General features: G+C 65.1%; 11 protein-coding genes. 2 read left to right on the top strand and 9 right to left on the bottom strand.

Annotation, left to right across the window (positions count from 1 at the left end):
- Positions 1-6 precede the first annotated feature (6 nt).
- A complete protein-coding gene (locus QJT78_RS01955; RefSeq protein WP_014492710.1) occupies positions 7-723 on the bottom strand; it encodes an HAD family hydrolase in 717 nt (238 codons plus the stop codon).
- A 36-nt stretch (positions 724-759) separates the two neighbouring features.
- Positions 760-1842 (bottom strand): ABC transporter ATP-binding protein, encoded by a 1083-nt coding sequence (locus QJT78_RS01950; RefSeq protein ID WP_281460170.1) that lies wholly within the window; start codon positions 1840-1842, stop codon positions 760-762.
- A 212-nt stretch (positions 1843-2054) separates the two neighbouring features.
- On the opposite strand from QJT78_RS01950, the gene QJT78_RS01945 reads away from it, so the two are divergent.
- Positions 2055-2993, top strand: a complete 939-nt coding sequence (locus tag QJT78_RS01945) for a LysR family transcriptional regulator (RefSeq protein ID WP_028147133.1) — start codon at positions 2055-2057, stop codon at positions 2991-2993.
- Positions 2994-3013: 20 nt separating this feature from the next.
- Here QJT78_RS01945 and QJT78_RS01940 read toward each other — a convergent pair whose 3' ends face one another.
- The 7 genes from QJT78_RS01940 to QJT78_RS01910 all read right to left on the bottom strand — a co-directional run bounded on the left by QJT78_RS01940 (position 3014) and on the right by QJT78_RS01910 (position 10517).
- A complete protein-coding gene (locus QJT78_RS01940; protein WP_028147134.1) occupies positions 3014-4165 on the bottom strand; it encodes an alpha-hydroxy acid oxidase in 1152 nt (383 codons plus the stop codon).
- Positions 4166-4279: 114 nt separating this feature from the next.
- On the bottom strand, positions 4280-5470 hold the full coding sequence (gene uxuA / locus QJT78_RS01935) for a mannonate dehydratase (RefSeq protein ID WP_080586724.1): 1191 nt from the start codon (positions 5468-5470) through the stop codon (positions 4280-4282).
- Between the two features lie 13 nt (positions 5471-5483).
- The gene (locus tag QJT78_RS01930; RefSeq protein WP_028147136.1) at positions 5484-6533 is read right to left on the bottom strand and encodes an L-idonate 5-dehydrogenase; all 1050 of its coding nucleotides are present in this window, start codon (positions 6531-6533) and stop codon (positions 5484-5486) included.
- Complete coding sequence (locus QJT78_RS01925; RefSeq protein ID WP_028147137.1) at positions 6530-7936, bottom strand: TRAP transporter large permease; 1407 nt, start codon at positions 7934-7936, stop codon at positions 6530-6532. The genes QJT78_RS01930 and QJT78_RS01925 overlap by 4 nt, the downstream gene beginning before the upstream one ends.
- Before the next feature lie 4 nt (positions 7937-7940).
- Positions 7941-8519: a TRAP transporter small permease gene (locus QJT78_RS01920; RefSeq protein WP_028147138.1), complete on the bottom strand. Its 579-nt coding sequence runs from the start codon at positions 8517-8519 to the stop codon at positions 7941-7943.
- Positions 8520-8658: 139 nt separating this feature from the next.
- Positions 8659-9618: a sialic acid TRAP transporter substrate-binding protein SiaP gene (locus tag QJT78_RS01915; RefSeq protein WP_038944435.1), complete on the bottom strand. Its 960-nt coding sequence runs from the start codon at positions 9616-9618 to the stop codon at positions 8659-8661.
- An 89-nt stretch (positions 9619-9707) separates the two neighbouring features.
- Positions 9708-10517: a FadR/GntR family transcriptional regulator gene (locus QJT78_RS01910; RefSeq protein WP_028147140.1), complete on the bottom strand. Its 810-nt coding sequence runs from the start codon at positions 10515-10517 to the stop codon at positions 9708-9710.
- Positions 10518-10663: 146 nt separating this feature from the next.
- On the opposite strand from QJT78_RS01910, the gene QJT78_RS01905 reads away from it, so the two are divergent.
- Positions 10664-12133: a mannitol dehydrogenase family protein gene (locus tag QJT78_RS01905; protein WP_028147141.1), complete on the top strand. Its 1470-nt coding sequence runs from the start codon at positions 10664-10666 to the stop codon at positions 12131-12133.
- Positions 12134-12211: the final 78 nt, after the last annotated feature.

Here is a 12211-nt window from a genome sequence, read left to right as displayed (position 1 = left end):
CATGCCTTAAGCCGCCGGTCCGATCGCCGCGTCCGCCAGCGCCTTCAGTGTCGGGAAGTGGAAGTCCGGCTTCGTCAGCGTCTCCACAGCCGGCGTGCCGCCGAAACCGGCGATGCCCTGGCGGCGCTCGATCCAGCACACCTTGTAGCCAAGCTTTCGCGCGATCCCGATGTCGTGGTATTGGCTCTGCGCGACGTGCAGAATGTCGGACTGCTTGTAGCCGAAGGCGGACTGGCGCCCCTTGTTGTAGGCGAAGAACTCCGGGTTCGGCTTGGCAACGCCGGTATCGTCGGCGCAGACGGTGTCGTCGAAGGGATTGCCGAGCGCGTGCGCGTAGCAGGAGAGCGCGACGCGGTCCGCATTGGTCATCGCCACCAGCCGGAACTTCGTGCGCAGGCGCTTCAGCGCCTCGACCGAATCCGCGAACGGCCCCCAGCGCAGCACCGAGAGCTGGAACACGTCGCAGGACGCATCGTCGGAGGGAAGTCCGAGCTCCTTGGCGAGATGGCGATAGACATGGAACATCGCCTCGCTCGAGCGCTCGTAATGCTTGTCGCGGCCGCGCTTGTAGGGCTCGAAGATCTGCTCGTCGCTGAGCTCGGCCGGCGACTTGCCGGAGATCTTGCGCACCGCGGAGAGCACGCCGGTCTCGAAATCGATCAAGGTGCCGACGACGTCGAAGGTGAGAACCTTGAAATTGCTGAACGAGGCTGCTGACGACATCTTTGGTTTCTTCTCTCGGTTGAACAAGGCTTGAGTTCAGTCCCCCGCCCTGGGGACAACGATGGTGTCCTCGGGGTGAAGGGTCACGGTGAGGCTGCCGCCGAGCGGCGGGATGCGGCTGTAGGCCTGGTGATAGCTCGGCTGGCGCAGGCTGAGCGCGATGCCATCGGTGAGCGCCAGGAAGATGCGGAGACTCTCGCCCTGGTAGACGATGTCGGTGACCGTCCCGGTCAGCCGGTTGCAGGCGGCATCCTGCGCGCCGTCGTCGATCAAGAGCTTTTCGCTGTGCACGGCGAGCATCAGGGCATCGCCTGAGGGAATGGCGCGGGCGCTGCGCAGCAGCGCATTGCCGAGCGCGACGCTGGAGGCATCGACGCGGCGAACCGGCAGCATCGTCGCCTCCCCGATGAAGCTCGCGACGAAGGAATCCGCGGGATGATCGTGCAGCGGCTCGGGCGCGTCGATCTGGATCAGCCGGCCGTCCTTCATCACGGCGACGCGGTCGCTCATGGTCAGCGCCTCGCGCTGGTCGTGGGTGACGTAGATGATGGTGGCGCCGATGCGCCGGTGCAGCGCGCGCAGCTCGATCTGCATGGATTCGCGGAGCTGCTTGTCGAGCGCGGAGAGCGGCTCGTCCATCAGGATCAGGCGCGGCTCGAAGATCATCGCACGCGCAAGCGCCACGCGCTGGCGCTGGCCGCCGGAGAGCTGCGCGATGCCGCGCCCTTCATAGCCGGCGAGACCGACCATCGCGAGCGCTGCGCGCACCTTGTCGAGCCAGTTCGCTTTCGGCAGGCGCCGTGCGCGCAGGGGAAAGGCGACGTTCTCGCCGACGCTCATATGCGGGAACAGCGCGTAGTTCTGGAACACTACGCCGATGTCGCGCTTGTGCGGCGGCATCCAAGTGACGTCACGGCCGCCGAACAGGATGGTTCCGCTCGACGGCAGGATGAAGCCGCCGAGAATTCCAAGCAGCGTGGTCTTGCCGGAGCCGGAGGGCCCGAGCAGCGAGACGAATTCGCCGGCGCCGACATTGAGCGAAACGTCGTCGAGAGCGCGAACGGCGCCGTACGCCTTGCTCGCGGACCTGATCTCGACGCTTTCCGCTCGTTTGTCCAACGATCGACCTCGCCTCGTTCCCTGCAATGGCGTGCCTCACTGCGCGCCATAAGCCTGCTTTATAGACAGGAATTTTGGGCACTCACGGCCGAAGCGTGCACCGCACCAAATCTTCGTTCGCAAGCCCTGTCTTTAGGCTGTGATGCCAATGACACCAGACTTGGCAAAACTCGGCAATTGCCAAATTCTCACCGCGTCCATAACATGGCGTTATGCCCGAGCTGCGCCGGATGCTGCCCTCCAGTAACGCCCTGTTCGTCTTCGACGCGGCGGCGCGCAATGGCAGTTTCACGGCGGCAGCAGCCGAGCTCAACGTCACGCAGCCGGCGGTAAGCCGAATGCTCGGACAGTTCGAGGAGCATCTCGGCGTCCGCCTGTTCGACCGCACTGCGGGGCGCGCGGTGCTCACCGAGGAAGGCGAGCTGCTTTATCGCCGCGTGCTCGAAGGCTTTCGCAGCATCGAGACCGGGCTCGTCGAGATCGAGCGGCGCCGCAAGGGCACCGAGACGGTGACGTTGTCGGTCTCCTCCGCCTTCACCACGCATTGGCTGATGCCGCGCATCGACAAGCTCCAGAAGCAGTTTCCCGAGGTCGATCTGCGCTTCCAGCTCATCTCCGGCGCGCTGCGCGGACCCGTGGAGAATGTCGACCTCGGCATGCGCTTCCGTGACCGCGACGAGCCGTCATCCGGCGGCACGCTGGTGATGAAGGAAGTCATGCTGCCGATGTGCAGCCCTGGCTATCTCGGCGAGACCGATCCCGCTGAAGGCAACACCATCATTCGCCTCGCCGAGACGCCGGGCGACTGGGCCGCGGATTACGCCTCGCTTCTCACCGGCCGCCGCGGTGCGGCCAAGGCGCTGAGCTTCACCGACTATGCCGTCGTGATGCAGGCCGCCCTGCTCGGCCAGGGCATCGCGCTCGGCTGGCTGACGGTGGCCTCGCACTGGCTCCTGACCGGCGCGCTGGTGCCGGCCTCCGAAACGCTCACTACCACGCGTCGCATCTGCGAATTCCTGCCGCCGCGCAACCGGCCGATGCGCCCCATCGCCGCCGAGATCCGCGACTGGATCATCGCACAGATGAAAAGCGAGATCGCCGCGATCGACCGGCTCTATCCGAAACTCGGCGCGATGGCCGCCTGCTATTGAGGCCGAACGATCACGGCGCGCTACCCGGGCCGGAAGCGCAGATTGGCGCGCGATAGCTGGCTGATCGACGTGCATCCCATCAGCTTCAGATCGCGCACGAGCTCGGCCCGCAGCAGGCCGAGGGCTCGTTCGACACCGGGCCGGCCGGCGGCGGCGAGCGGATAGAGATAGTATCGTCCAAGCCCGACCGCCTTGGCCCCGAGCGACAGCGCTTTCAGGATATGCGTTCCGCGCTGGATGCCGCCGTCCATCATCACGTCGATGCGGTCGCCCACGGCATCGACGATTTCGGCGAGCTGATCGAAAGCCGAGCGGGAGCCGTCGAGCTGGCGGCCACCATGATTGGAAAGGACGATCCCGGCACAACCGATATCGACCGCGCGGCGCGCGTCTTCCACCGACATGATCCCCTTCAGGCAGAACGGGCCGTTCCAGGTCCGCACCATCTCCGCGACATCGTCCCAGTTCATCGCGGGATCCAGCATTTCAGTGAAGTAGCGACCGATCGACATGGCGCCGCCGCTCATGTCGACATGCTCTTCCAGCTGAGGGAGCCTGAATTTCTCGTGGCTGACATACTGGATGCCCCACATCGGCTTGATCGCGAACTGCAACATGCCCGCAGGCGTCAGGCGGAAGGGAATGCTGAAGCCGGTGCGCAGATCACGCTCGCGATTTCCCCCGGTGATGCTGTCGACCGTCAGCATCATCACCTCGACGCCAGCGTCCTTGGCGCGCTGCATCATGGCGCGGTTGAGACCGCGATCCCTGTGGAAATAGAATTGATAGACCTGCGGCGTGTCGTGGGCCTTGCGCAATTCCTCGAGCGACACCGTGCCCAGCGAGGAGACGCCGAACATGGTACCGTAGCTCGCCGCGGCAGCGGCGACGGCACGCTCGCCTTCATGATGGAACAGGCGCTGCAGGGCGGTCGGCGAGCAGTAGAACGGCAGCGCGAGCTTCTGGCCCATGATGGTGACCGAGAGATCGACGTCCTGCACGCCGCGCAGCACGTTGGGCAGAAGGTCGCAATGCTCGAAGCTCGCGCTGTTGCGGCGATGGGTGGTCTCATCGTCGGCCGCGCCATCGATGTAGTCGAAGATCGGACCGGGCAGTCGGCGGCGCGCCAGCCGCCGAAAATCGTGGAAATTATGACACTGTGTCAGGCGCATTTCTCAACTCCGCTCACGGCATGTTCTGCGCGTCGATCATCTTGCCATCGCGCCGCCGATGCTGTCAGCCGTCGCCATCGCGGCGATCTCTCGCCTGATGGCGCCGCCGGTCTCCTATCGATGCTCGATCGCCCTGATCGCGCCACGGAGTTCGGCGAGGCCGCGCAGGCGGCCGATCGCGGTGTAGCCGGGATTGGTGCGCTTGGTGGCGGCGAGATCGTCGAGCATACGATGGCCGTGGTCGGGACGGAACACGATTCTCTTGTCGGGTGAGCGCCGTGCGTTCTCCTTCAACAGCGCTTTCAGCACCGCGACCATGTCGACGTCTCCGTCGAGATGGTCGGACTCGTAGAAGGACAGGCCGTCGGCCTCGCGCTTGGTCGCGCGCAGATGCGCAAACGCAATGCGCGGTCCGAAGCGCTCGGCCATCGCAGGCAGATCGTTCCCGGCGCGCACGCCGAGCGAGCCCGTGCACAGGCAGATGCCGTTGGCCTTGGACGGCACGGCATCGAACAGCGCCTGATAGTCGTCGGCGGTCGAGGCAATGCGCGGCAGACCGAACAGCGGGCGCGGCGGATCGTCGGGATGCAGCGTCAGGGACACGCCGAGTTGCTCGGCGACCGGCGTGACGCGGCCCAGGAACTCGGCGAGATGCTGCCGCAGGATCTTTGGCGTGATGTCGCGATAGGTCTCCAGCCGGTCACGGAATTGCGGGATCGTCATCGGCTCGGTGGTCGAGCCCGGCAGCGCGCTGGCGATGACCATGACGAGATAGTCGATATCGGCCTGGCTCATCTTCTCGAACAGCTTTTTCGCACGCGCCTGCTGCTCGGGGGAGTATTCCTGCACGGCGGCGGGGCGCTTCAGGATATGCAGCTCGAACGCGGCAAAGCGGTCCTGGTCGAAGCGCATGGCGCGGGCGCCGTTCGGCAGCTCCCACTCCAGATCGGTGCGGCACCAGTCCACCACCGGCATGAAATTGTAGCAGATGATCTTGATGCCGGCTGCGGCCACCGCTTCGAGACTCGCGATCCACGCCTCGATCGAGGCCGTCGCCTTAGCCCCGAGCCGCTTGACGTCGTCGGGGATCGGAATCGACTCCACCACCGACCAGGTCAGTTGCGAACGGCCGGGCTGGCCGTGCTCGATGAAGTTCTTGCGCTCCTCGACCGCCTTGCGTGTCCAGGCTTCGCCGATCGGCACCTGATGCAGCGCCGAGACGATATCCGTCGCCCCGGCTTGCCTGACATCGTCCAAAGACACCGGATCATCCGGACCGTACCAGCGCCATCCCTCGAGCATCATGTGATCACTCCAATCAGTTCGCGGTCAGCACGACCTTGACGCTCTGCGAGCGGTCAAGTGCCAGCCGCAGTGCGTCCGGCGCGGTCGACAGCGGCCGCTCGGCGGTGACCAGCGACAGCACGTCGACGCTGCCGGCGCCGATCAGTTCCACCGCGGTCATGAACTCGAAGCCGAAGCGGAACGAGCCGCGCAGGTCGATCTCCTTGGCCATCACCGCATTCGACGGCGTTGGAATCTGGCCGCCCGGCAGATTGCCGATCTGCACCACAATGCCGCCGCGCCTGACGATGCCGATCGCACTGGCAAGGCCCGCGGCGGTGCCCGAGACCTCGAACGCAACGTCATAGGGACGCGATGCGGCCTGTGCCTTCAGTCCTTCCTCGCCGGCCGAGACGTTCTCGACATGCGAGGCGCCGAGCCTGGTCGCAAAGGCGAGCGGCGCCGGCGCGATGTCCGCCACCGTGATGTCGGCCATGCCGGCACGATGTGCGGCGAGCATGGTCAAAAGCCCGATCGGGCCGGCACCGAAGATGATGCCGCGCTTGCCCTCGATGTTGCCGGCGCGCGCCACCGCGTGCAGGCAAACCGCGAGTGGCTCGGCCAGCGCCGCAGCCTGATAGGACACATGGTCGGGAATCTTCACGCATTGCGCGGGGACTGCGTCGAAATAGTTCGCGAAACCGCCCTGCATGTGCGGCGTCTTCGAGGCCGAGCCCATGAAGTAGATGTTCTCGCAGAGATTCGGCCGGCCCTCGCGGCAGGCGACGCAATGGCCGCACCAGCGCGACGGGTTGACGGCGACACGGTCGCCTACCTTCAGGTTCGCTGCGGAACCCGCGATCTCCACGACTTCGCCCGAGATCTCATGACCAAGAACCAGTGGCGACTTCACGACGAAATCGCCGGTCCGGGCATGACGGAAATAGTGCATGTCGGAGCCGCAGATGCCGCCGGCGCCGAAACGGATGCGCACCATGCCGTCAGCGAGCCTGTCGAGCGGATGCTCGATCATGCGCAGATCTTCGGGGCCGAACAGGGTTGCGGCGAGAGCGGTCGAGGTCATTTGGAGAGTCCCATGTATTTAGGCAGCCAGAGGGTCAGTTCGGGAATGTAGGTGATCGCGATCAGCGCGACCATCAGCGGCACCAGCCAGGGTAGGATCGCGACCGTCGTGCGCTCGACCGAGAGCTTGGCCACGCGGGCGAGCACGAACAGCACCATGCCGAGCGGCGGATGCAACAGGCCGATCATCAGGTTCAGCGTCATGATCAGACCGAAATGGATCGGATCGATGCCGAGCTTGAGCACGATCGGCAGCAGGATCGGCACCAGGATGGTGATCGCCGCCGTGGTGTCGATGAAGCAGCCGACGAACAGGATCAGGACGTTGGCGAGCGCCAGGAACACCCATTTGTTGTGGGTGATGCTGAGCATCCAGTCCGAGAGCATTTGGGCTGCCTGCGACACCGTCAGCAGCCAGGCGAAGATCGAGGCTGCTGTGACGATGAACAGCACCGAGGCCGTGGTCTCGATGGTGTCGAAGGTCGCCTTCGCCACCGTCTTCAAGGTCATGGTGCGGTAGCGGACGAGGCCGAGGAACAGCGACCAGATCACGGCTGCGACCGCGGCCTCGGTCGGCGTGAACCAGCCGAGCGTCATGCCGCCGATCAGGATGACCGGCGCCATCAGCGCCATTACCGCCGAAAAGTCGAAATACCAGTCGATCAGGAGCAGCGTGCCGAGGCCGATGACCACCGCCATGTTGACCGACATGCCCGCAAGCACCATCAGCCAGATCGCCATCGGGAACGCCAGCACGATGGCGATCTCGAGGCCGGCCGAGCCGAGCTGCGGCCAGGAGAACGGCGTATCGCTGCCCCATTTGTTCTTGTGCGCGAAATAGGTGACGGTGGCCATCATCAGCAGCGTCATGACGATGCCGGGAATGACGCCGCCCAGGAACAGCGCACCGATCGAGACGTTCGCCATCATGCCGTAGATCACGAAGGGCAGCGACGGCGGGATGATGGGCCCGAGCGTGGCGGACGCCGCAGTGACGCCGACGGAGAACTCGGTGGAATAGCCGTGGTCCTTCATCGCCTTGATCTCGATGGTGCCAAGACCGGCGGCATCCGCGATCGCGGTGCCGGACATGCCGGAGAAGATCACCGAGCCGATGATGTTGACGTGGCCGAGGCCACCGCGCATCCAGCCGACCAGCGCGACGGCGAATTTGTAGATGCGGCCGGTGACGCCGGCGATGTTCATGAGATTGCCGGCCAGGATGAAGAACGGCACGGCGAGCAGCGGAAAGCTCTCGACGCCGGCGATCATGCGCTGCGCCAGCGTGACGTCGGGCGTCACGCCACTGACCAGGATGTAGAGCAGCGACGACGCGGCCATGGCAATCGCCACGGGAACGCCGAGCAGCATCAGGACGAGGAAACCTCCAAGCAACAGCAGCATGACTTTACCCTTCAAAACCGTCGTAGGCGCCGGGACGTTCGAGGATCGAGTAGCCCTGTCGCAAATGTTGTATGGCCACCTGCACCGAACGCACGAACATCAGCACGAAGCCAGCCAGCACGGCGTAGTAGACGTAGTCCTTGGGCAGATTGATCGTGGTCATCGATTCATCGCCGATGATCTGGATGTAGACCCAGACCAGCTTGATGGCGTAGCCGAAGAACGCGATCCGGATCAGGTCGATCGCCGTGGACAGCGCGCGCGCCACGACGTGCGGCAGATAGCGGTAGATCAGGTCGACCTGGATATGCCGCGACAGCCGCACGCACATCGAGGAGCCGATGAAGACCACGCCGATCAGGCAGTAGGTCGCGATCTCCTCGGTCCAGGCATAGCTGTCGTTGAGCACGTAGCGGGTGAAGAATTGAAGGAAGACGGCGAGCGCCATCACCCAGAAGATCACCAGCGCCACCCAGTCCTCGAAGGCGTAGACGCCGAGATCGACCTTCGGCACCGCCTCTTCCTCGAAGGTGTGGGCGATCTCGTCCCCGGTGATCTGCCGGTGCACTTCGACGGTGGACATGGGGTTACTCCCTCAAACTTGCAGCACGTCGTTCCGGGATGGTGCGTTAGCACCAGACCCGGAACCTCGAGATTCTCAGGTGCGCAATTGCGCACCATAGTTCGGCTCTTCGAGCCGCCCCGGGATGACGACTACGTCGTCACTTCACCGCCTGGATGCGTTCCCAGTCGGCCTTGCGATAACCAAAGGTCTCGAACGGAACGTTCTTCAACACGATGTCGCGGAACTCGTTCTTGTCGACTTCGGTCACGGTCAGGCCCTTCTCCTTGAAGAAGGAAACCAGCTTGGCCTCGTTCTGCTTGATCTCCGTGGTCGCTTTCGCGGCGGCCTCCTGGGCGACGTCGGCGAAGATCTTCTTGTCCTCGTCGCTGAGCTTCTTCCAGAGCGCGCCCGCAACAACCGTGTTGAGGTGATCGACGATGTGGCCGGTCAGCACGATGTGCTTCTGTACTTCGTAGAACTTCTTGGCCTCGATCGTGGTCAGCGGATTCTCCTGCGCCTCGACGGTGCCGTTCTGGAGCGCGAGATAGACTTCCGCGAACGCGATCGGCGCGGTGTTGGCGCCGCAGGCGCGCGGCATGGCGAGATAAGCCGGAACGTCGGGCACGCGCATCTTCAGACCCTTGAGATCGGCGCAGCTCTTGATCGGCTTGTTCGACGAGGTCTGGCGCACGCCGTAATAGGTCACCGCGACGATGTGGTGGCCGCTCTTGTCCTCATAGCCCTTGGCGAGCTCTTTGAAGATGTCGCTCTTGGTGTAGGCAAGGAGATGGTCGGCGTCGCGGAAGGTGTAGGGATAGTAGGTCACGCCGATCGGCGGGAAGCTCTTGGCCGCGAAGCTCGAGCCGGAGATGATGATGTCGACCGAGCCGAGCGAGAGGCCCTGGTTGATGTCGGCTTCCTTGCCGAGCTGCGAGGCCGGATAGACGTCGACGGTATAGCGCCCGTTGGTGCGCTTGCCGATCTCCTGCGCGGCCCAGACCGAAGCGGTGTGGAACGGCTCCGAGGTCTCGTAGACATGGGCCCATTTGAGCTTGGTCTGCGCCATGCCGGGATTGGTCGCCGCGAACATTGCCGCGACCGAAGTCGCCAGCACCATCGTCATCTTCTTCAACACTGACTTATCCTCCACTGACTAAAGTCTGCTTCTTGTTTGCCCGCCCCAAAACCGGGACGAGCCGCCCAATCTCATCGTCGCCGCACGCTGCCGCTCTTGGCCTGCGTCTTCGCGGGTTTTGGTTTTGCCGGTTTCGCCGGCGTGCGCGCGACCCGGCCTCGCTCCGCGGGCGATCCCGCGGCGGTCTCGGCACCAAAGTTCTGCGCAAAGCGCTCCTGCGAGCGCGCTAAGTGCTTGCGCATGGCCTCGCGCGCGGCGTCCGGATCATGCGCCGCAATCGCGTCACGCACGGCGCAATGCTCGTCGAGCGCGGTGCGCCAGGTGCCTGGGCTCTCGAAGTAATGCGCAAGCTGCGCGAAATAGGGATTGAGGCGCTGGTCGAACAGCTCGCCGACTACGCGCACCAGCACGGCATTGCCGAGACTGCCGGCAATCGCAACGTGGAAGGCACGGTCGTGCACCATCGAGGCCTCGCCGGGATGCTCGACATTCTCCATCGCGACAAGCGACGCATCGATGCGGGCAATATCGTCCTTGGTCGCCACGCGCGCGGCCTGCTCGGCGATGGCGCCTTCCAGGAATTCGCGGGCGCGCAGCAGCTCGAACGGGCCTTCGATACCGGCGGCCGGCGGTGTGGGCGCGGCGTCCGCGGGGTCGATCACATAGATGCCGGAGCCGACGCGGATGCGGACGCGGCCCTCGACCTCGAGCGCGATCAGGGCTTCGCGCACGGTCGGGCGCGAGATCCTGAGCTGCTCGGCGAGCTCGCGCTCGGTCGGCAAGCGGCTGCCGACCGCGTACTCGCCGCTGTCGATCAGGCTTCGCAATTGATCGGCGACCTGGCGGTAAAGCCGTCTCGCCTCCACAGCTTCCAGCGGCACGCTGGCCTCCCCGAAAGGGTCTCGCCGGGAAGCATCGCGTCCCGGCGGCCCGCCAATTTTGGAAAATTGGTCTTACCAATTGACCGAAGCATTGACCGAGGACAGGCGCCATGTCAAGCAGCGGCCAAACACAGGGAGAGACGACCATGCGCCTTGGCAGCGCCAATCTCGACCGGCTGCCGCCGGCCATCCGCCGCCCGGCCTATGACCGTTCGCGCGTTACGCCCGGCATCGTGCATTTGGGCCTCGGCGCCTTTCATCGTGCGCACCAAGCCGTCGTCATCGACGACTGCCTTGCCGCAGGCGGCTCGTCCTGGGGCATCGTCGGCGCGAGCCTGCGCAGCCCGGATACGCGCGACGCCCTCGCCCCGCAGGATCATCTCTACACTGTCGCCGTACGTGCCGCCGAAGGCACCGAGCACCGCGTCATCGGCGCGCTGCTCGACAGCGTCGTCGCGCGCGAGAAGCCGGCAGCACTGGTCGATCGGATGGCCGATCCCGCCATTCGCATCGTCTCGCTGACGGTCACCGAAAAGGGCTATTGCCACACGCCGCAGACCGGCGATCTCGACGAGCGGCATCCGGATGTCGTGCACGATCTCAACAATCTTGACGCGCCGCGCTCCGCGCCCGGCTTCATCGTCGCCGCACTGGCGCGCCGGCGCGCACAGGGGCTAGCGCCCTTCACCGTGCTCTGCTGCGACAACCTCGCCGCCAACGGCCACACCGTGCAGCGGATCGTGACGCAGTTCGCCGCACTCCGGTCGAAGGACCTCGGCAAATGGATCGCGGATAGCACCGCCTTCCCGTCGACCATGGTCGACCGCATCGTGCCGGAGACGACGGACGCCGACCGGGATGCGGTCTCGAACGCGCTCGGCATGCGCGATGCCTGGCCTGTGATGACCGAGCCGTTCACGCAATGGGTGGTCGAGGACCGCTTCACGGCGGGGCGGCCCGATTTCGCCGCCGCCGGCGTCGAGCTCGTCACCGACGTCAAGCCGTTCGAACTGATGAAGCTGCGGCTGCTCAACGCCAGCCATTCGGCGCTGGCCTATCTCGGCTATCTCGCAGGCTACGAGACCATCGCCGACACCATGCTGGATCCGCATTTCGCCCGTCTCGCCGCGCAGGTGATGGAAGAGGCCGCGGTGACGCTGACGATGCCTGTTGGCACCGATCTCGCCGCCTATCGCGCCTCACTGCTCAAGCGCTTCGCCAATCCGGCGCTGCATCACCGCACCTGGCAGATCGCGATGGACGGCTCGCAAAAGCTTCCGCAGCGCCTGCTCGGCGCGATGCAGGATCGCCTGCACAAAGACCTGCCGATCGCGACGCATGCGCTCGCGGTGGCCGGCTGGATGCGTTACGTCACCGCACGCGACGAGCAGGGCCGCGCCATCGACGTTCGCGATCCGCTCGCCGCCGAGTTCGCCGCGCTGGCGCGCGAGGCGGGTCCCGTCGCCGAACGGCTCGCGCCCGCATTGCTCGGGGTCGAGAAGGTGTTCGGACCGCTGGGCACCGAGCCGCGCCTGCGCGAGGCCCTGACCACGGCGCTCGGCCGTCTTTATAAGGATGGTGCGCGGCGGACGGTGGAGACACTTGTCTCGGCGTGACCACAAAGCAGGCAATGCTGCACTGCGGTCCAAATCGAACGCAAAGTCGGACGGAAGTCGCGCTTGATTTTTGCCTGC

The organism is Bradyrhizobium sp. Mp27, assembly GCF_029953005.1.
GTDB classification, from domain to species: Bacteria; Pseudomonadota; Alphaproteobacteria; order Rhizobiales; family Xanthobacteraceae; genus Bradyrhizobium; species Bradyrhizobium barranii.
This window is presented reverse-complemented; position numbering and strand designations above follow the sequence as displayed.